This window comes from Azospirillum sp. B2RO_4 (genome assembly GCF_051124815.1).
Classification (GTDB): domain Bacteria; phylum Pseudomonadota; class Alphaproteobacteria; order Azospirillales; family Azospirillaceae; genus Azospirillum.
The window spans coordinates 1,155,959-1,176,888 of the sequence record NZ_CP118485.1 but is presented as its reverse complement, the minus strand read 5'-3'; the positions used below and the strand labels follow the sequence as shown (position 1 = coordinate 1,176,888).

The following is a 20,930-nucleotide window of genomic DNA, read 5'->3' as shown; positions in this document are numbered from 1 at the left end:
TGGAGCGGACTTGCCCACGGTCACCCCGCCTTTCGTCAGAAACCGACACTGACGCCGACAAAGCCGCCGTAATCGCGGCGGTTCTCCTCACCCACCCGCGCATTCAGGCCAAGCGTGCCGGTCACCGACTCCGCCAGCTTGAAGGATGCGCCGGCGGTCAGGTCGACATAGCTGCGATCGGGCTTCGCCACCGCCACGTCGTAGGCGAGCGTGGAGATGCTGCGGCTTTCCACCGTGATGCTGCGCTGGTCGTCCTTGAACTCCCGGTTCAGCGTCACCTTAGCATAGGGCAGGACACTGCCGAAATCATAGGCGGCCTGATAGCCGACGCTGCCGACCAGCGAGTTGCGGGTCTGTGAGCGGTAGGTGAAGCCGAACAGGCTGCTGTCCTCGCTGAAGCCCTCGACCTCGACATGCTGGTAGCGCAGGCCCAGCACCGGGCCATGGGTCAGCCCGCCCAGGGTGAATTCATAGCCGCCCTCGGCGCCGATGGAGGCGTTGAAGCCCTCGGTGTTGCCGCCGGTGGAATGGTCGGTGCCGTTGATGGTCACGCCGCGCCGCAGGTCGTAATCGGCGAAGCCGACGGACCCGACGCCGTTCAGGAAGGCGCCCCCCATGCGATAGACGCCGTAGCCGCTCAGCACATACTCCCGCTGCTTGTAGTCGCCGCCGGTGGAAAAGCTGCCGCGGTAGTGCGACGCCGTTCCTGCCACGCCGAGCAGCAGGTTCTCGGTGAAGCGCTTGTCGATGCCGACGCTGACCGACAGCGGCGTGCCGCGCACTTCCGTCTGTCCGCCGATGCCGGGGTCGCCGGTGCGGTCGCTGGTCAGACGGCCGACTCCGCCGCTGACCCAGGCGCCGCTGGTACCCGGCTTGCGACTCCACAGGCTGGTCGCCGCCTGGGCCAGGATGGTGGCGGTCAGCCGGTCGCGGGTGTGGATCGGCGATTCGGCGAGCTGCGCGACGTTGCCGGGGGCGGTCAGCGCGTTCAGCACGAAGTCCGACACTGCGCGATGCCCGGCCGTGGTCGGGTGGACGCCGTCGGCGAACAGGTAGCTCTGCGCCGCGTTCGGCGTCACCAGCGAGGCGGAGGTGCAGAGCAGCGAACTGCTGGTGGTGCAGGCGGTGCCGGACACATTGGCGAAGCCGAAGGAGGCCGGATTCGCCACCGCCGCCCGCAGCAGCGAATAGGTGTCGATCGGAATGACCGAAACGCCGGCATTGGCCAGCCCCAGCGTGACGAGCTGGTTATAGCCGCTGACCAGTTGCGTGATCTGCGCCGCCGCCGTCGCGCCCTGCGCCTGCCCGAACGGGGTCGATCCGATATCCGGCACCGTCGGCACCAGGATGGTGCGCGCGCCGGCGGCGCGCAGCCGCGCCACCTGAGTCACCAGATCGCCGGCCGCCTGGGTTACCGTCGCCTGGGCGGTGGCCGGGTTGTTGAGCGCGGCGAAGATGTCGTTGGCGCCGCCCCAGACAGTGTAGAGCGCGTTCGGATCGGCCCGCCCGCCGGTGGAAGCGAGATAGCCGGAGACCTGCGTCACCACGCTGGGCGCCAGGGCCGTCGGGCCGGTCGCCGGGACGCCGACCGACGTGTTCACCCGCGCGCCGCCGACCGCATAGTCGGTGCCGCCCCGCGCCGCCGTGGTGGCGGAAGTGCCGAGCGCCCCGGCAAGGTTCTCCGCCCATACCGGCCCCGGATTGGTGGTGAACTTGCCACCGAAGGGCAGCAGGGACTGGAATGCCCCGCTGTCGGTCAGGCTGTCGCCGAAAAAGATGGTGGAGGAATAGTCCGCAGCGCTTGCCGGGACCGCGGCGAGTGCGGTCAGGCAGGTGGCGAGCGCAGCGATCCTGACGCGATTCATGGTCACTCCCCGATCAGATTGTTTGGTTGTGCGATTTTCCGCGGATCGTCGCACAAGGTTTTCGGGGACGCAAGGAAGTTGACGTATAGGGAAGGTTGCGGACCCGAAAACGCCCCGCCTTTGGAGGGCGGGGCGTTTTCAATGAATAAGCCCGCGTGCCGCATGCCCCCTCCCCATCCCTCCCCCGCACTCGGCCGGCCGACGGCCGGTCCGATCGCGGGAGAGGGGGTAGGAGCTTTGCGGAAGTACGGCGGAGTTCCCTCTCCCACCAAAGGTGGGGGAGGGTCAGGGAGGGGGCAAAGGCTCCCCTCAGACCAGCCGGCTCTGATCGATGGCCGCCTTGATGAAGGCGGTGAACAGCGGGTGCGGCTCGAAGGGCTTGGACTTCAGTTCCGGGTGGAACTGCACGCCGATGAACCAGGGATGATCGGGGATCTCGACGATCTCCGGCAGTTCCCCGTCCGGCGACAGACCGCTGAACTTCATGCCGCAGCGCTCCAGACGCTCCTTGTAGTACACGTTCACCTCATAGCGGTGACGGTGCCGTTCGGAGATGTCGGTGGTGCCGTAGACCTCGGCGACCTTGCTGCCGTCCAGAAGCTTGGCCGGATAGGCGCCGAGCCGCATGGTGCCGCCCAGGTCGCCGGCCTCGCCGCGGCGTTCCAGCGTGTTGCCGCGCATCCACTCCGTCATCAGGCCGACGACCGGGTTGCCCGGCTTGCCCAACTCGGTGGAGCCGGCATCCTCGATCTTCGCCATGTTGCGGGCGGCTTCGATCACCGCCATCTGCATGCCGAAGCAGATGCCGAAATAGGGCACCTTGCGCTCGCGGGCGAACTTGGCCGCCCGGATCTTGCCTTCCGTCCCGCGCGAGCCGAAGCCGCCCGGCACCAGGATGCCGTGGACGTTCTCCAGCCGCTTCACCGCCGCGTCGTCGTCCTCGAAGATCTCCGAATCGATCCAGTCGAGGTTGACCTTGACGTTGTTGGCGATGCCGCCGTGGGTCAGCGCCTCGGCCAGCGACTTGTAGCTGTCGAGCAGGCTGATGTACTTGCCGACCACCGCGATGGTGACCTCGCCCTGCGGCTTGCGCACCCGCTCCATGATGCGGGTCCAGCGCGACAGGTCCGGCTCCTTGTCGGTCGGCAGCCCGAAATAGTTCAGGACCTGGGTGTCGAAGCCTTCCTCGTGGTAGCTGATCGGCACCTGATAGATCGAATCGACGTCCAGCGCCGCGATCACCCGCTCCGGACGGATGTTGCAGAACAGCGCGATCTTCTTGCGCTCGTTCTCCGGGATCGGACGATCGGCGCGGCACAGCAGGATGTTGGCCTGGATGCCGACGCTCAGCAGCTCCTTCACCGAATGCTGGGTCGGCTTGGTCTTCAGCTCGCCGGCGGTCGGGATGTAGGGCAGCAGGGTCAGGTGGATGTAGAGGACATTCTCCTGACCGACCTCGTTGCCGAACTGGCGGATCGCCTCCAGGAAGGGCAGCGATTCGATATCGCCCACCGTGCCGCCGATCTCGATCAGGACGAAGTCCTCGTCGGTGGCGTCGGCGCGGATGAACTCCTTGATCTCGTCGGTGATGTGCGGAATGACCTGGACGGTGCCGCCCAGGTAATCGCCGCGACGCTCCTTCGCGATCACGGTGGAGTAGATACGGCCGGTGGTGATGTTGTCGCCCTTGCGGGCCGACACGCCGGTGAAGCGCTCGTAGTGGCCGAGATCCAGGTCCGTCTCAGCCCCGTCGTCGGTCACGAAGACCTCGCCGTGCTGATAGGGGCTCATCGTGCCGGGATCGACGTTCAGGTACGGATCCAGCTTGCGCAGCCGCACCTTGTAGCCGCGCGCCTGGAGAAGCGCCCCAAGCGCCGCCGATGCCAGACCTTTGCCCAGCGAAGAAACGACGCCACCGGTGATGAAGATGTAGCGAGTCATGTCCGTCCGAAGAGCTTGAGAGCTGTTCCGTGTCCCCATAGGGGACGCATGTTTCAAGTCCCCATAGGGGACCCATGTTTCCTGTCCCCATTGGGAACGGATATTTCATGTCCCCGAGGGGTCGGCGCCGAAACTCACGTCGCGGTCGTCGGCCCTCAAAAGAAAGAGGCGGCTTCGGGGAGGCCGCCTCGCTGTCCGCTTCGTACCCGTGCGCTGGAGGTCCCTTTACTGGGACACCGGCGGCGCGGGTTGGGCCGGAGCGGCCGGCTGCGCCGGGGCCGCCGGAGAGGCCGGCAGCGTGTCGATGATCGACGCCGGACGCGAATGGCCGCCGGCCAGGATCGCCAGCACGATGCTGGTGGCGAAGAAGCAGCCCGCCAGAATGCCGGTGGTCCGCGTCAGCAGGTTGGCCGTGCCGCGGGTGCTCATCATGCCGCCCATGGTGCCGCCACCGATGCCGAGTCCGCCGCCTTCCGACCGCTGGATCAGGATCACGCCGACCAGCCCGACGGCGATCAGCAGGTGAATAACCAGAATCACCGATTCCATGCGATGCTCACCCCACGCCCATCCCAAAAATCGAATAGCGCGCCACAGGCCGTCTTAAGGGCCCGTGGCGCGCGCCCATTGTTTGTACCGCGCCGCTGCGGGATATGCCAGCGCCAAAATACCCAGGGCATATCCATTGGCGGCATGGCTGACACCAACGTTGCGTATCAGCGGCAGGCGGTGGCGATGGCCCAGAAATCGTCGGCCTTCAGGGCCGCACCGCCGACCAGCGCGCCGTCGACATTCTCAACCGCCATCAGTTCGGCCGCATTGTTCGGCTTGACCGAACCGCCATAGAGGATGCGGACCTTGGCGGACCCGGCGATCTTGCCGTCCAGCTCGGCGCGGATGTGGGCGTGCATCGCCTTCACGTCGTCGGGAGTCGCGGTCTTGCCGGTGCCGATGGCCCAGACCGGCTCATAGGCGATGACGGTGTTCTCAGCAGTCGCACCGGAGGGGATGGAGCCGGCGAGCTGGCCCGACACCACGGCGTTTGCCTGGCCGGCGTCGCGCTGCGCCTCGGTCTCGCCGACGCAGATGATGGCCACGAGGCCCTCCTTGTGGGCGGCCACCGCCTTGGCGTTCACCACGGCGTCGCTCTCGCCATGATCGGCGCGGCGCTCCGAATGGCCGAGGATGACGAAGCGGCAGCCGGCATCCTTCAGCATGGTCGGCGCCACGTCGCCGGTGTGGGCGCCGGAGGTCTTGGGCGCGCAATCCTGTCCGCCCAGCGCCAGCGGGCTGTCGGCGATCGCCTCGCCCACCGGGAACAGCAGCGGGAAGGGCGGGCAGACCAGCATGTCGAACACGACCGGACCGGCGCCCTTCAGCCGACCGGCGAGGTCGGAGGCGAGATCCAGCCCGTCGGCCTTCAGCCCGTTCATCTTCCAGTTTCCGGCGATCAGCTTCCGGTTGGCGGTCATGGTCGTTTCCTTCTTGTGTCGGCTTTATATGGGAACTTGTGGAACGTTCTTGGCCTCTCGTGACCCAAGCCCATAGCAAGCCCGCGGCGGAATTTCCACTCACCCGACCGGCGCATCGGCAGCCGACAGCCATAAGAGACATCTTGTAGCAGCCGCCCGGCGAAGGCCCATCGGACACACGGCGGAACCACATCAGACGAAGTGCCATGTTGCGGATGCCCCTTTCCGGAATAGCATCATCCGCAAAGCACCATTCAGACGCGGCGAAGGCCTGACCCCATGAAGAACTTCTCGGACCTGACGGAAAAGGAGCTGCTGGCGCTCGCCATCGCGCTGGAGGAGGAGGACAGCCGCATCTATGACGAGTTCGCCCATGCCCTCACCGACAACTATCCCGACACGGCCAAACTGTTCCGCGCCATGGCGTCGGAAGAGAGCGGACACCGGCACCGGCTGCTGGAGCTGTTCCGCGCGCGATTCGGCGACCACATCCCGCTGATCCGCCGCCAGGACGTGAAGGGGTTCGTGGAGCGCAAGCCGGTCTGGCTGACCCGGCCGCTGGGCCTCGATACCGTGCGCCGTCAGGCCGAGCTGATGGAGGCGGAGACAAAGCGCTTCTACACCCGCGCCGCCCAGCGGTCGCAGGACGCCGCCATCCGCCAGCTGCTGGGCGATCTCGCCGAAGAGGAGCGGCGGCACGAGGCCAAGGCCGAACGGCTGGAGGCCAAATACGTCTCGCCGGAGGTGCGGGAGCAGGAACACGAATCCGAACGCCGCCTGTTCCTGCTGCAGGTCGTGCAGCCGGGTCTGGCCGGGCTGATGGACGGGTCGGTGTCCACCCTGGCCCCGCTGTTCGCCGCCGCCTTCGCCACCCAGGACAGCCACGAGACCTTCCTGGTCGGTCTGGCCGCCTCCATCGGTGCCGGCATCTCCATGGGCTTCGCCGAGGCGCTGTCCGACAACGGGTCGCTGACCGGGCGCGGCAGCCCGTGGCTGCGCGGGCTGGTCTGCGGCGCCATGACCACGCTGGGCGGGTTGGGCCACGCCCTGCCCTATCTGATCCCGCATTTCTGGACGGCGACCGCCATCGCCATCGCCGTGGTGGTGGTCGAACTGGCAATCATCGCCTGGATTCGCAACCGCTACATGGACACGCCGTTGCTGTCCGCCGCCTTCCAGGTGGTGGTCGGCGGGCTGCTGGTTTTCGCCACCGGCATCCTGATCGGCAGCGCGTGAGCGGCGGCGAGAAAAGCCTTTTCACGGAATGAGCTTGTTCTTGTAACCGGGCGCACGATTGTTTATGTCTGACTTGCTGTCCTATTTAGAACAAATCGAACCAACCGCGTGCCATGGCTGACCTTAAAGCGGGCGTGAACCAGCTCTTCCTCCGCGAGGAGGAACTCCGTACCGGAATGGAGCTGCTTTTTTACGCCTATCGCGAATTCACCGCCGAACCGGACGAAATTCTGGCGGAGATCGGCTTCGGCCGCGCGCATCACCGCGTGATCTACTTCGTCGGCCGCTACCCCAGGATCACCGTTTCGGAGCTGCTGGCGATCCTGAAGATCACCAAGCAGAGCCTGTCGCGCGTGTTGGGCGAACTGGTGCGCCAGGGCTTCATCGACCAGCAGACCGGTGCCCGCGACCGGAGGCAACGGCTGCTGGAGCTGACGGAAAAGGGTGTCGAGCTGGAGCGCCAGCTGTCGGAGACCCAGCGTCAGCGCATCGCCCGCGCCTATCGCATGGCGGGGGCCGAGGCGGTGGAGGGATTCCGCAAGGTGATGATGGGCATGCTGGACGAGGAGGACCGGGCGAAATTCGCACCGCCCGTTCCCCCTGCCCGTCTTGCCGCTAAACGCTGAACCATTAAACGCGTACCGGGATCAGCCGGCCTTCGATTCGGCCTTTTCAGCCGGCGCGGCCGCGGTATCGGCGGTTGCGGATTGGGTGGCGCCGTCGGCCGGCTTGTCGGCGGCGGTCTTGGCGTCGTTCGGATTGCGGCGGCGGAAGCCGCCCTTGCGATACACCACGTTTTCGGAAGCGCCCGGTGGGCATTGAACGATGTTCCCGCCCTTCGCCAGGAAGGCACGGGTCATGTCGGCGAGGTCTTGGGCGTCCAGGTCCCGGGGGTCGTTGGACCTGTGGTCATAAGCCATCGTGATCGCTCCTCGTGTCTCTCGGCCCTCAGCAGAGGGCATATTGAGGATAACACGGTTCGAGGCCAAAACGGCCAAACGCTTACACGCCTGCCCGCCATGCATACCCAAGGTAAGTCCCGCATGGCGGCCCTATGTCGAATGCGGGGAGCCGCGTTATAGTCCCGTCATGACCGAAGATCAGCCTCATATCCTGGTCGTCGACGACGACACCCGCCTGCGCGAACTCCTGCGCAAGTATCTCGCCGGCAACGGCTTTCTGGTCAGCACGGCACGCGACGCCGCCGACGCGCGGGCGCAGCTGGGCGGGCTCGCCTTCGACCTGCTGGTGCTCGACATCATGATGCCGGGCGAGTCGGGGCTGTCGCTGACCGAATCGCTGCGGCGCGAGCGCGACCTGCCGATCCTGCTGCTGACCGCCCGCGACGAGCCGGACGACCGCATCGCCGGGCTGGAGGCCGGGGCCGACGATTACCTCGCCAAGCCCTTCAATCCACGCGAACTGCTGCTGCGCATCAACTCCATCCTGCGCCGGCAGGCCACGCGCCCGCCGGAGCCGGCGCAGCCCCCTGCAGCGCCGGTGCGGCTGGGCCCGCTCCTCTACCTACCCGACCGCGACGAGCTGCGCCATGGCGACGAGGTGATCCGCCTGACCACGGCGGAGGCCAGCCTGCTGCGCATCCTCGCCACCTCCCCCGGCGTGACCTTCACCCGCGACGAGCTGACCGAACGCAGCAAGGTCGCCGGCAACGCCCGCACCGTCGATGTCCAGGTGACCCGCCTGCGCCGCAAGATCGAGGCCGACCCGCGTGAGCCGCGCTATCTCCACACCGTCCGCGGCGAGGGCTATGTGCTGAGGCCCGATCCTTGACGGCGGCGGGCAGCGGACGCGCCGACGGCGCGGCGGCAGGCAGGGCGGCGGCCCGGCGCGCCGAGCGGCGGCGGCGCACGCCCTTCCTGAAGCGCTTCCTGCCGCGCACCCTGTTCGGCCGGTCGCTGCTGATCATCGTCACGCCGGTGATCCTGGCCCAGGCGGTGGCGACCTGGATCTTCTACGACCGCCATTGGGACACGGTGACCAACCGGCTGGCCTATGCGGTCGCCGGCGACATCGCCACCGTCATCGCCATGCTGGAGCGCGATCCGTCGCAGGACGGCCGCGACTGGACGCTGGCCACTGCGGCCCGCACGACGGACCTGATCGTCACGGTGGAACCGGACCAGACCCTGCCGGACAAGCGCCCGGAACTGAGCGGCCTGCTGGAACGCACGCTGGGCAAGGCACTGGACGACCGGGTCGGCCGGCCTTTCACCATCAACACCCGCGTCGCCCATGAATGGTACGAGATCCGGGTGCAGATGGCCGACGGCGTGCTGTCGGTGATGTCGCCGGAGCGCCGCCTGTTCACGCCGACCAGCTATATCTTCATCCTGTGGATGGTCGGATCGGCCATCGTGCTGTTCGCCGTCGCCATCCTGTTCATGCGCAACCAGATCAGGCCGATCAAGCGGCTGGCCATCGCCGCCGATGCGCTCGGCAAGGGGCGCGACGTCTCCAACTTCAAGATGGAGGGGGCGACGGAGGTGCGGCAGGCGGCCTCCGCCTTCCTGTTGATGCGCGAACGTATCCAGCGCCAGATCAACCAGCGCACCGAGATGCTGGCCGGCGTCAGCCACGACCTGCGCACGCCGCTGACCCGGATGAAGCTGGCGCTCGACATGATCGAGGATCCCGATCTGGATCCGGAGGTGGAGGAGCTGAAGGCCGACGTCGCCGAGATGGAAACCATGATCGAAGGCTATCTCGCCTTCGCCCGCGGCGAGGGGACGGAGGCGGTGCAGCCGACCGACCTGACCCGCCTGCTGAACGAGGTCGCCGCCGGCGCGCGGCGCGACGGGACCGAGGTGACGCTGACCGCGCCGGATGGGCTGATCCTGCCGCTGCGCCCGAACGCGATCCGCCGCTGCATCGCCAACCTGCTGGTCAATGCCGGCCGTCATGCCGGCACCGCCTGGGTCAAGGCCGAGCCGAAGGACGGCGTGATCGAGATCACGGTCGACGACGACGGGCCCGGTATCCCCGCCTATCTGCGCGACGACGTGTTCAAGCCCTTCTTCCGCGTCGACAGCAGCCGCAATCTCGACACCGGCGGGTCCGGCCTTGGGCTGACCATCGCACGGGACGTGGCGCGCAGCCATGGCGGCGACATCACGCTGGACGACAGCCCCTATGGCGGCCTGCGCGCGGTGATCCGGCTGCCGGTGTGATCCACGGTCATTCCAATCCAATGATGTAATCGCATGAAAAAGCCCGCCTTCATTCAGGCGGGCAATTCATGTCATGCAATGACGGCCTCGTCCCCGCCTCTCCTGCGAACAGGCAAGGCGGGAATGGGGGCAATGGACAGGTGCGTGCTTACTGGTTCGCCGCCGCGGCAACCACGTTGGCGCCGGCCAGCTCGCCGCCGATGCCGTTGTTCAGCGCCCAGATGGCGGCCTGGGTGCGGTTGGAGGCGTTGATCTTGCGCAGCAGGCTCTTCAGGTGAACCTTCACGGTGGCTTCCGTGATGTTCAGGTGGTTGGCGATCATCTTGTTGCTGTCGCCGTTCAGCAGGCAGCGCAGGATCTGCACCTCGCGCTGCGACAGGCCCTTGCGCGACACCGGCATTTCGGTGCCGTTGCCGTTGACGCGGCCGGAGATCAGCAGCGCAGCCAGATGGGTCGGGAACACCTTCTCGCCCATCATCACCAGCTTCAGCGACTGGGCCAGCGCGTCGGACGACAGGTCCTTCATCAGGTAACCGTCGGCGCCGGCCTCCAGCGCGTTGGCAAGACGGCGGGTGCACAGGTCGCTGGTCAGGATGACCATGCGGGTTTCCGGAAGCAGGGCGCGCAGGCGGCGCATCCCGTCGGCTTCCTCGTCGCCGCCATTCTGCAGGTCCAGAAGGACAAGCTGAGGCCGCAAGCCGCTTTCAACCGACCCCAGCGCCTCCCGCAGGTTTCCCGCCTCGGCGACGATCTGGAAGGGCGAATCATCGAGAAGGCGCTTCAGCCCCTCGCGAAACAGCTTGTTCGAGTCGATAAGAAAAGCGCGCACTGAGTCCATCGTCCGCTCCCGCAATTTTGGTCGATCGTCATGACGTCGTGGCCAGGGTGGAGGCCGTTGTACAGAGGAAGGTCCCGACGCTTTGGCGATTCGGCGATTACCCCTGGATAGCTTCGGCAGGCCGTTATTTAGGGGGAGGTTACCCCCGTGTCGTGTCCTACGGTACCACTCTCCGGAGTTAAAAGAAGAACGCATTGGGCATATGCGCAAAGCCTCTCCAAGATTTCCGGTTCCAAAGATATCACAGTGGCGAACATTGACGCGCTCGAAGGCGTTAACTGTTTTGTTAACCACCACTTATTTGCGCTAGCCGACCTCTCATAAGCGAAAGAGGGCGCAATTTTTTCACACGAAGTTGCATGGGCAGCCAAGGGCATGGTGATGCCAACAGATAACCCGGATGGATATGCCACACTTTCGATATAGTCGTCGCTGCGGCCATGGTCGTATCGCTTGACCGGTCCCGGCCGCGCATGCGCATTTCTGCCGGCTTTCACCGACCGGGTGGACACAGGACGAGGACGGTATGGGCTGGCAGATCATCGCCGCCGCCATGGCGGGCTATCTGGCGCTGCTGGGGCGCAGTGCGTGGAAGCAGGGCGAGTTCCGCCAGTTCCTGCGCAGCCTCGCCATCGTCGCCACCCTGTGCGCCCTGCTGGCCGGCGCCGTGGCCCTGGCGATGCTGCTGGACAGGGCATAGGCCGCACCATCGCAACAAAAAGGGCGCCGGCGGTTTCCCGCCGACGCCCTTGATCGACAATCCGCGTTGATCAGCTGAGCGGGATCGCCACGAAGCGCAGGTCGCCCTTGCGGTCGACCAGAAGCAGGACGGACTTCTTGTTCTGCTCCTTGGCCTTCTGGACCTTGGCGGTCACGTCCTCGGGCTTGCGGACCTCTTCCTGGCCAACCTCGATGATGACGTCGCCGGCACGCAGGCCCTTCTCCGCCGCGGTGGAGTTGCCGGCAACCTCGGTGATGACCACGCCCTTCATGTCGGGCTTGATCTCATACTGCTGGCGCAGTTCCGGGGTGATGGCGGTCAGCTTCATGCCGAGCGATTCGGTCGGCTTCTGAGCCGGGGGCTTTTCCTTCGGCTGCTGCTTGTCGTCCGGGCCGGCGGCGAGCAGACCCTGCTCTTCCGCGGCCTCCAGTTCGCCGACCTTGACCTGGACGGTCTGCGACTTGCCCTTGCGCCACACCTCGACCGGTACGGCCTTGTCGATTGCGGTTTCGGCGACGACGCGCGGCAGGCGCCGCATCTCGTCGATTTCCTTGCCGTCGAACTTGGTCACCACGTCGCCGGCCTGGATGCCGCCCTTGGCGGCCGGACCTTCCGGAGTGACGGAAGCGACCAGCGCGCCCTTGTGGTTGGGCAGCCCGAGGCTCTCGGCGATCTCCGGCGTCACCGCCTGGATGCGCACACCCAGCCAGCCGCGGCGGGTCTTGCCGTATTCCTTCAGTTGCGCCACGACCTGCTTGGCGAGGTTGGACGGGATGGCGAAGCCGATGCCGACCGACCCGCCCGACGGCGAGAAGATGGCCGTGTTGATGCCGATGACCTCGCCGTTCAGGTTGAACATCGGGCCGCCGGAATTGCCGCGGTTGATCGAGGCGTCGGTCTGCAGGAAATCGTCATACGGGCCGGCGTCGATGTTGCGCTGGCGCGCCGAGATGATGCCGGCGGTGACCGACCCGCCGAGGCCGAACGGGTTGCCGATGGCCAGCACCCAGTCGCCGACGCGCATGGCGTCGCTGTCGCCGAAGGGAACGGCGACCAGCGGGTGGCTGGTCTTGATCTTCAGCAGGGCGAGGTCGGTCTTGCTGTCCTTGCCGACCAGCTCCGCCTTGATGTTGGTGTCGTCCTGCAGGATGACGGTGATCTCGTCGGCGTCCTGAACGACGTGGTTGTTGGTGACCACATAGCCGTTCTTGGCGTCGATGACGAAGCCGGAGCCCAGCGAGGTCGCCTTGCGCTGCGGCTGGTCCTGCTGCTGCTGGCGGTCGAAGAAGTCCCGGAAGAAATCCTCGAAGGGCGAACCCGGCGGGAATTGCGGGATCTCCGGCCGCTGGCCCTGCGGACGCTGCGGCGCGTTCTGGCTGGTGGAGATGTTGACGACCGCCGGCAGCAGCTTTTCCGCCAGATCGGCGAAGCTGCCGGGCGCGTTGCGGGGCGGCGTTGCGGCCTGTGCCTGTGCCTGGGCCGCCTGGGCTTGGGCCGGAGCAACACCGGCCAGCGCGCCCATGACCGCACCGCCGGCCATGACCGAGGTCATGCCCCAGACGATGGCGGCGACCAGCGGCCGGACGCCCGCCTTGCGAGACCGGGCTTCGGCCACGGCGCCGCGCGTGGCGGGTTCGAAGTTGGGTATGCGAATCAACGTGCTCTCCCTACCAGACGTCCGGCCGATTCCGTGGGCGGGAGCGGCCGCCCGGTTCTGGGCCATATATGTGTTGGGCCACGAGTATGGCTGCAAGATGGCCTGCCGGTCCAGTCGGCACCAGTGGATATATCTGCGACACCGCGCGTTCCCCGGAACGGACTGCGGCCGGACCGGGAGAAAGTCCCGATCCGGCCGCTCCGTACACTGTGCGGACCTGCCGCCTTACTGCGCCGGCACGTTCGACGGAGCCGGAGCCGGCGGCGAGGTCGGCGCCGATCCATTCGCTGCCGATCCAGTCGCCGGCGCGCCGTTGCCGCCCGCCTGAGGACCCGGGCCGCTGAAATAGCGGAAGAACTCCCCGTTCGGCGACAGCACCATGGTGGTGTCGTTGCCGTTCAGTGACTTCCGATAGGCTTCGAGCGAGCGGTAGAAGCCGTAGAAGCCGGGATCCTGCGAGGTCGCCTCGGCGATCAGCTTCAGCGCGGTGTTGTCGCCTTCGCCGCGCAGGATCTGCGCGTCGCGCTGAGCCTCCGCGATGATGACCGTGCGCTCGCGTTCGGCGCGCGACTTGATCTGCTGCGACTGTTCCTGACCCTGGGCGCGGGCTTCCGCCGCTTCGCGTTCGCGTTCGGACCGCATGCGGGCGAAGATCGACTGGCTGGTCTCCTCCGGCAGGTCGGCGCGGCGGATGCGCACATCGACGATATCGATGCCGAAGCGCTTGGCCTCCTCGTTCACCTGGTCCTTGATGTCGGTCATGATGCGGGCGCGCTCGTCCGACAGCACGGCCAGCACCGTGACGTTGCCGAGCACGCGGCGCAGCGACGAGTTGACGATCGAGTTCAGGCGGGTTTCGACCACCGCCTCCGTCCCGGCGCTCTGGTAGAAGCGCAGCGGGTCGTGGATGCGGTAGCGGGCGAAGGCGTCGACATCAAGCCGCTTCTGGTCGGCCAGGATGACCTGCTCCACCGGCGGGTCGAGGTCGAGGACGCGCCGGTCGATCAGCCGGACTTCCTGGATGAAGGGGATCTTGAACTTGAGCCCCGGATCCTGGATCACCCGGCGCGGTTCGCCGAACTGCAGGACCAGCGCCTGCTGGGCCTCGTTGACGGTGAACAGGGAGGAGGACGCGACGATGCCGAGCGCGACGATGGCGATGCCGGCGATGGCGAGGGTGCGTTTCATGATGCGATCCTCCTCACTGGCCGGACATTGAAGAAGTCTGCGGCGGGTTTTGCGACAGCGAGGACAGCGGCTGAGTCTGCGTGCCGGACCTTGCGCCGCCCTGGTTGGACGGGGCCGGGCGCGGCGCCGGCTGCTGCGGCGCGGGCACCGCGTGCGGGGCCAACTGGTTCAGCGGCAGATAGGGCACGACGTTCTGCGCCGACCCGTCGACGATGATCTTGTTCCGGCCGCGGAAGATTTCCTCCATGGTTTCCAGATACATGCGCTTGGCGGTGACGTCCTTGTTCAGCGCATAGGCCTCGTACACCTTGCGGAAGCGCTCGGCGTCGCCCTGCGCCAGGCTGACCACCTGCTCGCGGTAGGCCGAAGCCTCCTGCACCAGCCGCTCCGCCTCGCCGCGGGCGCGCGGGATGATGTCGTTGCGGTAGGCTTCCGCCTCGTTGCGGGCGCGTTCGCGGTCGGCGCGGGCACGCTGCACGTCGTTGAAGGCGTCGATGACCGGCTGCGGCGGATCGGCCTTCTGCAACTGGACCTGGGTGATCTCGATGCCCGACTGGTACTCGTCCAGCATCGCCTGCAGAAGCTGGCGGGTCGAGGTTTCGATCTGCTGGCGGGCCTCGGTCAATGCCGGCTGCAGGTCGGTGCGGCCGATGACCTCGCGCATGGCGCTTTCGGCGGCCTTCTTCACCGTCACTTCCGGTTCGCGAATCTTGAACAGGAAGTTGCCGGCGTCCTTGATGACCCAGAACACCGTGAAGTCGATGTCGATGATGTTCTCGTCGCCGGTCAGCATCAGCGACTCGTCCGGCACGTCGCGGTCGCTACGGCCCCCGCCGACGGAGGAGCGGTAACCGACCTCGATCCGGTTGACGCGCGTCACCTTGGGCAACAGCACCGTCTCGATCGGCGACGGCAGGCGATAGCGCAGGCCGGGCTGCTCGGTGCGCACCCATTGGCCGAAGCGCATGACCACGCCCTGCTCGTCCGCCTCGACGCGGTAGATGCCGCTGGCGAGCCAGATCAGGCCGAGCACGCCCGCGACCAGCGCGATGCCACGGCCGCTGCCGAATCCGCCGGGCATGGCGCGGCGCAGGCGATCCTGGCTGCGGCGCAGGAGATCCTCAAGGTCGGGAGGCTGGGGGCCACCGCCACCGCCGCCATTTCCCCCGCCCTGGGGACGCCCCCACGGGTTGCCCGGGCCGTTGTTGCCCGGCGGGGGACCCCAGGGACCGCCACCGCCGCCCCCACCTTGATTGTTCCACGGCATCCGACTGTGTCCCCCTCTGCGATTCGTCCCATCATGTGGAAGCGCAATGGCTTAAGCCCCGCGCATCCCTTTACCGATCTCGTCCGTCGGTCCTATAGTCCCCCATACCCTTCGGCAAGGATTCCACCAACGGATATCCGCCAATATCGGGAAGACAGCGGAGTTTTCAACCATGGCGCAGATCAGCGAAGCTCAAGTCATGCAGGCGCTGAAGACCGTCATCGACCCGGACCGGGGCGGCGACATCGTCAGTTTGGGCATGTTGTCGGGCCTCGTGGTGCGCGACGGCCATGTCGCTTTTTCCATCGAAGTCGACCCCAAGCGAGGCGCCCAGGCCGAGCCGTTGCGCCACGCGGCGGAGAAGGCGGTGGACGCCCTGCCCGGCGTCCTGTCGGTCACCGCGGTGCTGACCGCCCATCGCGCCGCGCCCCAGGCCGCACCGCAGCAGGCACATTCTCATGCCGGGCATGGCCACTCCCACGGGCATTCGCATGGCGGTGCGCCGCAGGGTGATCCGCAGAAGCCGCTGGTCCCCGGTGTGAAGGCCATCGTCGCGGTGGCGTCCGGCAAGGGCGGCGTCGGCAAATCGACCACATCGGCCAACCTCGCGCTGGCGCTGGCCGCCAACGGGCTGAAGGTCGGGCTGCTCGACGCCGACATCTACGGCCCGTCGATGCCGCGCATGATGGGCATCTCCGGCCGCCCCAACAGCCCCGACGGCAAGCGTCTGGAGCCGATGGAGAATTACGGCATCAAGGTGATGTCGATGGGCTTCCTGGTGGCCGAGGACACGCCGATGATCTGGCGCGGCCCGATGGTGATGAGCGCGCTGCAGCAGATGCTGCGCGACGTCAACTGGGGCGAACTCGACATCCTGGTGGTGGACATGCCGCCGGGCACCGGCGACGCCCAGTTGACCATGGCGCAGCAGGTCCCGCTGGCCGGCGCGGTGATCGTCTCCACCCCGCAGGACATCGCTCTGCTGGACGCCCGCAAGGGCCTGAACATGTTCCGCCGCGTCGATGTCCCGGTGTTGGGCATCATCGAGAACATGAGCTATTTCTGCTGCCCCAACTGCGGCCACCGCACCGAGATCTTCAGCCACGGCGGCGCCCGCAAGGAGGCCGACGATCTCGGCATGGAGTTCCTGGGTGAGATTCCGCTGCACCTGTCGATCCGCGAGACCTCCGACCAGGGTCAGCCGATCGTGGTGTCGCAGCCGGAGTCGGAGCACGCCCAGGCCTATCGCCGAATCGCGACGCGCCTGTGGGAAAAGATCGGCGGTGGCACCGGCGGCCGTGCGGCGCCGCGCATCGTGGTGCAGTGAGGTTTGGGGGTGCTCGCGTCGGTGCCCCCTCCCTAACCCTCCCTCGCTTCGCGGGAGAGGGGACTGCCGCCGCTCTGGCACTTACCCCCCTCTCCCGCGTAAGCGGGGGAGGGTCAGGGTGGGGGCAATCGAAGCCGACCCTCACCCATACCGCCGCAGCGCCTCCACCGTCAGCCCCAGGCCGACGGACCCGAAGATGTTGCCTTCCACCACCCGCGCACCCGGCGCCTCGGCCAGGATCGCGGCGCGGACCTGGGGCAGCAGGGTGGATCCGCCGGTCAGGAACACCGCGTCGATGCGGTCGGCGGTCACGCCGGCGTCAGCCAGACAGTCACGGATGCGGCTGCCGATGCGGGCCGCCAGCGATCCGGTGGCGCGGTTCAGACCATCCCGATCCACTGTCAGGGCAAGATCTCCCTCGCCCCAATCCAGCGCCAACTGAGCCTCCTCATGATCGGACAGGGCGATCTTGGTGCGCTCCACCGCCATCGCCAGCGCATGGCCCTGGCGGTGCTCGACCACGCCGATCAGGCGCCCGATCTTTTCTGGCTCGGCGGAATCGCGCTGCAGGCGCTCCAACTCGGCCATCGCCTTGGCGGTATAAAGGAAGTTGATCTTCGCCCAGGTCGCCAGATCGAAATAGATGCTCCGGGGCGCCAGCAGCCCGGCGCGCTTCATGGCGCTGCCCAGCCCCAGCTCCGGCATCGCGGTGGCGAGGCTCAGGTCGCGGTCGAAATCAGTGCCGCCGACGCGGATGCCGTCATTCGCCAGGATGTCGCCGGCCCGGTCGGCCTTGCCGCGCCGCTCCGGCCCAATCCGCACGACGGAAAAGTCGGAGGTGCCGCCGCCGATATCGGCGATCAGCGCCAGTTCCTCCCCACCCACCTGCTGCTCGTAATCGAGTGCGGCGGCGATGGGTTCGAACTGGAAGGACACATTGCGGAATCCGGCTGCCCGCGCGATCTGCCCCAGCGTCTCTTCCGCCGCGGCGTCGCCCGCCGGGTCGCCGTCGACGAAATGGACCGGGCGGCCGACGACCACGTCGCCCAACTCGCCGCCCATCGCCTCCTCCGCCCGCTTCTTCACCAGGTCGAGGAAGGTGCCGATCACCGCGCGGAAGCTGATGCGGCCCTTTCGCAGCGCGGTGTCGGCGTCGATCAGATCGGTGCCGAGCATCGACTTGATCGAGCGCATCAGCCGCCCTTCCACCCCCGACACATAGCCGTCGATGGCCGCCTGCCCGATGGTGGTCCGGTCATGCTCGAAATCGAAGAACACCGCGGTCGGCAGGGTTGTGCGCGTGCCGTCCAGCGCCAGCAGCCGGAAGCCGTCCGCGTCCTGCACGCCCAGCGTCGTGTTCGAGGTGCCGAAATCGAGCCCGCACGCCGTCATGTCCCGCCTCCTGCCCGGATGACCGATGCGGCCAGCCGCCGCACCGGAAAAGGGGCGAGCGTATAACGGCTCCCGACCGCCGGATCAAGCACCGTGCCTGAAATTCACCCGGCATGGCTCATCCGCCGGGCACTTAGCGGACGGCTCGCCAGCACCACCGGCAGCAGGAACAGGGTCAGGTTGGTCCAGGAGAAGGAGCGTTCCCGCCCGTCATCCCTGTCGCGGCCATGCTCCGGCCGCCTTTCCATCCAGCCGCCGCTGGCACCCTGATATTCCGGCATCGCCGTCAGGACTCCGCCGGACGTGGCCGGCGCCGAGCGGTTCTGGAACATGTCGCGCTCGATGGTGTGGGCCAGCGCCCGTTCGGTCATCTGCGGCGCCATGGCGTTGCCGACGGCGGCGAGGCGGCCCTCGGCGCCGACGAACAGCTCGCGCTGCGGGTTCTGGGCCAGCGACAGGATGGCGGCGGCGACCTCCTCCGGCGGATGGATGGGGTTCAGCGGCTTCACCGCCCGGCCGGTATAGTTGGCGGCATGTTGCCACAGCGGGGTGTCGATGGAGGCCGGCATCACCATGCAGACATGGATGCCCGGCTCGTCCACCAGTTCCTGCCGCAGGGACTCGGAGAAGCCGCGAACGGCGAACTTGGCGGCGGTGTAGGGGGTGGCATAGCGCTGACCGATGTTCGACACCATCGACGCCGTGTTGATGATGATGCCCTCGCCATGGTCGAGGAAATGGGGCAGCACGGCGCGGCAGCCATGGACCATGCCGAAGAAGTCGGTGCGCACCACCTGCTCGAACACCTCGTCGGGAATATCCTCGAACCGGCCGAAGGCGATGACGCCGGCATTGTTCACCCAGATGTCGATGCCGCCGAAGGCCTGGATGGCGCGGTCGGCCAGATGCTGCATGGCGCGCTGGTCGGTCACGTCGGTCGGCACCACCATGGCCCGGCCGCCGGCCTCGACGCATTCCTCCGCCACCTCGTGCAGGGCCGCCATCCGCCTGGCGGCAAGGATCACCGCCGCTCCCTGGCGGGCGAACTCCAGCGCGGTCGCCCGGCCGATGCCGCTGGAGGCGCCGGTGATGACCACCACCTTGTCGTCCATAGAACGCTTCGCCATGACCGCCGTCCTTTCATTCCGGTTTCGTCGATTGCGCCGTACAACAGCGCCGGTCGGCGAAAATCCCGGATGCGGCCATTCGGCCGCCAATGTGGAGAAGCGGGCGGGAACCCGCTACAGTCATAAGTCCTGTAAGGATTTGGTCCTCAACCAGTGTGGAGCGGGCGCGGTGCCGGCGAGAGAGCTTGACGTTAAGGGGCTGCATTGCCCGTTGCCCATCCTGCGCACCCGCGCGCTTCTGAACGGGATGGAGACCGGGGAGGAACTGGTGGTCTATGCGACCGATCCGGCCTCCGTCATAGACTTCCGGCACTTCTGCAACACGACCGACAACGCGCTGCTGTCGCACGAGACCCAGCCGGACGAGGTCCACACGACGGTCTTCATCTACCGCATCCGCCGCGGCGGTTGAGGCGCCCGCCGCCGCCCGTCCGCCGCCCCGCGAAAGGTCCATCCCGATGCCGCTTCCCCCCGCCTCCCCGCCACCGCTGCGCCCCGGTACCGTGATCCATGGCCCCGGCTCCTACGGCGTCGATGCGCTGCTGGACGGCTTTTCGGCGGAGCTGAAACGGCGCGGCTTCCGCGTCGGCGGGCTGGTGCAGCGCAACCACGGGCCGGGCGACGACTGCGCCGAGCGGATGGAGCTGGTCGATGTCGCCACCGGCCGCGCCTATGACATCACCCAGAAGCTGGGGCGGGAATCGCAGTCCTGCCGTGTCGACCCGACGGGCGTGGCTGAGGCCAGCCAGGCGATCCGCAACGCCGTCGCGTCGGGTGTCGACCTGCTGGTGGTCAACAAGTTCGCCGGCCTGGAATCGCACGGCGACGGCCTGTCGGACGAGATGCTGACGGCCATCGCCGAGGGCATCCCCGTGCTGACCAGCGTCGGCAGCCGCTATCTCAATGAATGGCAGACCGCCACCGGCGGCTTCTGCGACCTGCTGTCACCGGTGCCCGACGCGCTGTGGCGCTGGTGGGGGCCGCAGCGGATGTATGTGGACCTTGTCCAGGGCGTCACCGATGCCGAGGTCCATCGGGTCGTCACCGGCGACAAGTGGGTGCTGGTGGAAACAGCCGACGGCCTGGGCGTCGCCGCCCGGCAGGCTCCGGCGGCCGGGGACGACCCGCAACGCTGGGCCGGCCGGGGCTTGCGCGATCTGGCCGCCATGGCCGCGCAATCCTGGGATCCGTTGGAAATCGCCGTCGGTGTCGCCGCCCTGAACGCACATTACAACCGGCCGGATGTCACCGGGGTCGCCGGCAACGGGCTCGACCTGTTCGCCTCGGTGGAGGGCCGGGTGGTCGTGATCGGCGGCTTCCCCCAGCTTGCCCGACGCCTGCCGCGAGCCAAGGTGATCGACCTCAGCCCGCAGGATGGCGAGTACCCGGAGGCCGCCTGCGACTGGCTGTTGCCGGGCGCCGAGGCGGTGGCCATCACCGCGTCCGCCTTCGCCAACCGCACCCTGCCCCGCCTGCTGCGGGTGTCGGCCGGCGCGATGGTGGCGATGATCGGCCCCGGCACGCCGCTGACCCCGCGCCTGTTCGACTACGGCGTCCATTCGCTGGCCGGATTCGTCGCCATCGACCGCGAGGCGGTGGTGCGCACCATCGCCGGCGGCGGCGGATCACGCGATTTTCATCCCTATGGCCGGATGGTCACGCTGCACCGGCCACCCCACTCTTAACAGACCAAGAAAACCGGAGGAGTTGA

Annotated in this window: 19 protein-coding genes; 8 read left to right on the top strand and 11 right to left on the bottom strand. The window is 67.3% G+C overall.

Translation table 11 applies throughout. The features are described from left to right. Positions 1 to 35: 35 nt before the first annotated feature. The 4 genes from PWS46_RS05505 to tpiA all read right to left on the bottom strand — a co-directional run bounded on the left by PWS46_RS05505 (position 36) and on the right by tpiA (position 5,278). Positions 36 to 1,865, bottom strand: coding sequence for an autotransporter domain-containing protein (locus PWS46_RS05505; RefSeq protein WP_434619098.1), 1,830 nt, complete (start codon positions 1,863 to 1,865; stop codon positions 36 to 38). A gap of 309 nt (positions 1,866 to 2,174) precedes the next feature. Then, entirely contained in the window at positions 2,175 to 3,806 is a 1,632-nt protein-coding gene (locus PWS46_RS05500; protein WP_434619095.1) for a CTP synthase, read from the bottom strand. 225 nt (positions 3,807 to 4,031) lie between these two features. Then, positions 4,032 to 4,355, bottom strand: coding sequence for a preprotein translocase subunit SecG (gene secG / locus PWS46_RS05495; RefSeq protein ID WP_085089319.1), 324 nt, complete (start codon positions 4,353 to 4,355; stop codon positions 4,032 to 4,034). Between the two features lie 167 nt (positions 4,356 to 4,522). Continuing rightward, positions 4,523 to 5,278, bottom strand: a complete 756-nt coding sequence (gene tpiA / locus PWS46_RS05490; protein ID WP_434619091.1) for a triose-phosphate isomerase — start codon at positions 5,276 to 5,278, stop codon at positions 4,523 to 4,525. A 279-nt stretch (positions 5,279 to 5,557) separates the two neighbouring features. Between tpiA and mbfA the strand changes: the two genes are divergently transcribed. Continuing rightward, positions 5,558 to 6,514, top strand: coding sequence for an iron exporter MbfA (gene mbfA, locus PWS46_RS05485; RefSeq protein WP_434619088.1), 957 nt, complete (start codon positions 5,558 to 5,560; stop codon positions 6,512 to 6,514). Between the two features lie 113 nt (positions 6,515 to 6,627). Next, entirely contained in the window at positions 6,628 to 7,140 is a 513-nt protein-coding gene (locus PWS46_RS05480; RefSeq protein WP_434619085.1) for a MarR family winged helix-turn-helix transcriptional regulator, read from the top strand. 21 nt (positions 7,141 to 7,161) lie between these two features. On the opposite strand, the gene PWS46_RS05475 is transcribed toward PWS46_RS05480, so the two are convergent. Beyond that, positions 7,162 to 7,434, bottom strand: coding sequence for a hypothetical protein (locus tag PWS46_RS05475; RefSeq protein ID WP_434619082.1), 273 nt, complete (start codon positions 7,432 to 7,434; stop codon positions 7,162 to 7,164). A gap of 169 nt (positions 7,435 to 7,603) precedes the next feature. On the opposite strand from PWS46_RS05475, the gene PWS46_RS05470 reads away from it, so the two are divergent. Both PWS46_RS05470 and PWS46_RS05465 read left to right on the top strand, forming a co-directional pair. Further along, entirely contained in the window at positions 7,604 to 8,305 is a 702-nt protein-coding gene (locus PWS46_RS05470; protein WP_434619079.1) for a response regulator, read from the top strand. Next, positions 8,302 to 9,702, top strand: a complete 1,401-nt coding sequence (locus tag PWS46_RS05465; RefSeq protein WP_434619076.1) for an ATP-binding protein — start codon at positions 8,302 to 8,304, stop codon at positions 9,700 to 9,702. The genes PWS46_RS05470 and PWS46_RS05465 overlap by 4 nt, the downstream gene beginning before the upstream one ends. Before the next feature lie 148 nt (positions 9,703 to 9,850). Here PWS46_RS05465 and PWS46_RS05460 read toward each other — a convergent pair whose 3' ends face one another. Beyond that, on the bottom strand, positions 9,851 to 10,540 hold the full coding sequence (locus PWS46_RS05460) for a LuxR C-terminal-related transcriptional regulator (protein WP_085089312.1): 690 nt from the start codon (positions 10,538 to 10,540) through the stop codon (positions 9,851 to 9,853). A gap of 526 nt (positions 10,541 to 11,066) precedes the next feature. Between PWS46_RS05460 and PWS46_RS05455 the strand changes: the two genes are divergently transcribed. Then, entirely contained in the window at positions 11,067 to 11,240 is a 174-nt protein-coding gene (locus PWS46_RS05455) for a hypothetical protein (protein ID WP_434619073.1), read from the top strand. Between the two features lie 70 nt (positions 11,241 to 11,310). On the opposite strand, the gene PWS46_RS05450 is transcribed toward PWS46_RS05455, so the two are convergent. The 3 genes from PWS46_RS05450 to hflK form a co-directional block, all read right to left on the bottom strand. Further along, positions 11,311 to 12,813, bottom strand: coding sequence for a DegQ family serine endoprotease (locus tag PWS46_RS05450; RefSeq protein ID WP_434619912.1), 1,503 nt, complete (start codon positions 12,811 to 12,813; stop codon positions 11,311 to 11,313). A gap of 330 nt (positions 12,814 to 13,143) precedes the next feature. Then, positions 13,144 to 14,106, bottom strand: coding sequence for a protease modulator HflC (hflC, locus tag PWS46_RS05445; RefSeq protein WP_434619070.1), 963 nt, complete (start codon positions 14,104 to 14,106; stop codon positions 13,144 to 13,146). A gap of 13 nt (positions 14,107 to 14,119) precedes the next feature. Then, positions 14,120 to 15,373, bottom strand: a complete 1,254-nt coding sequence (gene hflK / locus PWS46_RS05440) for an FtsH protease activity modulator HflK (protein ID WP_434619067.1) — start codon at positions 15,371 to 15,373, stop codon at positions 14,120 to 14,122. 172 nt (positions 15,374 to 15,545) lie between these two features. Between hflK and apbC the strand changes: the two genes are divergently transcribed. Then, on the top strand, positions 15,546 to 16,700 hold the full coding sequence (gene apbC, locus PWS46_RS05435) for an iron-sulfur cluster carrier protein ApbC (protein WP_434619064.1): 1,155 nt from the start codon (positions 15,546 to 15,548) through the stop codon (positions 16,698 to 16,700). Between the two features lie 141 nt (positions 16,701 to 16,841). On the opposite strand, the gene PWS46_RS05430 is transcribed toward apbC, so the two are convergent. Both PWS46_RS05430 and PWS46_RS05425 read right to left on the bottom strand, forming a co-directional pair. After that, positions 16,842 to 18,092 carry an Hsp70 family protein gene (locus PWS46_RS05430; RefSeq protein WP_434619061.1) on the bottom strand — a complete coding sequence of 417 codons (1,251 nt, stop codon included), beginning with the start codon at positions 18,090 to 18,092 and terminating at the stop codon, positions 16,842 to 16,844. A gap of 104 nt (positions 18,093 to 18,196) precedes the next feature. Next, positions 18,197 to 19,219, bottom strand: coding sequence for an SDR family oxidoreductase (locus PWS46_RS05425; RefSeq protein ID WP_434619058.1), 1,023 nt, complete (start codon positions 19,217 to 19,219; stop codon positions 18,197 to 18,199). Between PWS46_RS05425 and PWS46_RS05420 the strand changes: the two genes are divergently transcribed. Together PWS46_RS05420 and PWS46_RS05415 are read left to right on the top strand one after the other, a co-directional pair. Continuing rightward, positions 19,182 to 19,631, top strand: a complete 450-nt coding sequence (locus tag PWS46_RS05420) for a sulfurtransferase TusA family protein (RefSeq protein WP_434619055.1) — start codon at positions 19,182 to 19,184, stop codon at positions 19,629 to 19,631. The genes PWS46_RS05425 and PWS46_RS05420 overlap by 38 nt on opposite strands. Positions 19,632 to 19,677: 46 nt before the next feature. Next, a complete protein-coding gene (locus tag PWS46_RS05415; protein WP_434619052.1) occupies positions 19,678 to 20,904 on the top strand; it encodes a DUF2478 domain-containing protein in 1,227 nt (408 codons plus the stop codon). Positions 20,905 to 20,930 lie beyond the last annotated feature (26 nt).

Coding starts and splice junctions, on each gene's coding strand:
- PWS46_RS05505 (WP_434619098.1), bottom strand. CDS start 1,865: ATGAATCGCGTCAGGATCGCTGCGCTCGCCACCTGCCTGACCGCACTC.
- PWS46_RS05500 (WP_434619095.1), bottom strand. CDS start 3,806: ATGACTCGCTACATCTTCATCACCGGTGGCGTCGTTTCTTCGCTGGGC.
- secG (WP_085089319.1), bottom strand. CDS start 4,355: ATGGAATCGGTGATTCTGGTTATTCACCTGCTGATCGCCGTCGGGCTG.
- tpiA (WP_434619091.1), bottom strand. CDS start 5,278: ATGACCGCCAACCGGAAGCTGATCGCCGGAAACTGGAAGATGAACGGG.
- mbfA (WP_434619088.1), top strand. CDS start 5,558: ATGAAGAACTTCTCGGACCTGACGGAAAAGGAGCTGCTGGCGCTCGCC.
- PWS46_RS05480 (WP_434619085.1), top strand. CDS start 6,628: ATGGCTGACCTTAAAGCGGGCGTGAACCAGCTCTTCCTCCGCGAGGAG.
- PWS46_RS05475 (WP_434619082.1), bottom strand. CDS start 7,434: ATGGCTTATGACCACAGGTCCAACGACCCCCGGGACCTGGACGCCCAA.
- PWS46_RS05470 (WP_434619079.1), top strand. CDS start 7,604: ATGACCGAAGATCAGCCTCATATCCTGGTCGTCGACGACGACACCCGC.
- PWS46_RS05460 (WP_085089312.1), bottom strand. CDS start 10,540: ATGGACTCAGTGCGCGCTTTTCTTATCGACTCGAACAAGCTGTTTCGC.
- PWS46_RS05455 (WP_434619073.1), top strand. CDS start 11,067: ATGGGCTGGCAGATCATCGCCGCCGCCATGGCGGGCTATCTGGCGCTG.
- PWS46_RS05450 (WP_434619912.1), bottom strand. CDS start 12,813: ATGACCTCGGTCATGGCCGGCGGTGCGGTCATGGGCGCGCTGGCCGGT.
- hflC (WP_434619070.1), bottom strand. CDS start 14,106: ATGAAACGCACCCTCGCCATCGCCGGCATCGCCATCGTCGCGCTCGGC.
- hflK (WP_434619067.1), bottom strand. CDS start 15,373: ATGCCGTGGAACAATCAAGGTGGGGGCGGCGGTGGCGGTCCCTGGGGT.
- apbC (WP_434619064.1), top strand. CDS start 15,546: ATGGCGCAGATCAGCGAAGCTCAAGTCATGCAGGCGCTGAAGACCGTC.
- PWS46_RS05430 (WP_434619061.1), bottom strand. CDS start 18,092: ATGACGGCGTGCGGGCTCGATTTCGGCACCTCGAACACGACGCTGGGC.
- PWS46_RS05420 (WP_434619055.1), top strand. CDS start 19,182: ATGACCACCACCTTGTCGTCCATAGAACGCTTCGCCATGACCGCCGTC.
- PWS46_RS05425 (WP_434619058.1), bottom strand. CDS start 19,219: ATGGCGAAGCGTTCTATGGACGACAAGGTGGTGGTCATCACCGGCGCC.
- PWS46_RS05415 (WP_434619052.1), top strand. CDS start 19,678: ATGCCGCTTCCCCCCGCCTCCCCGCCACCGCTGCGCCCCGGTACCGTG.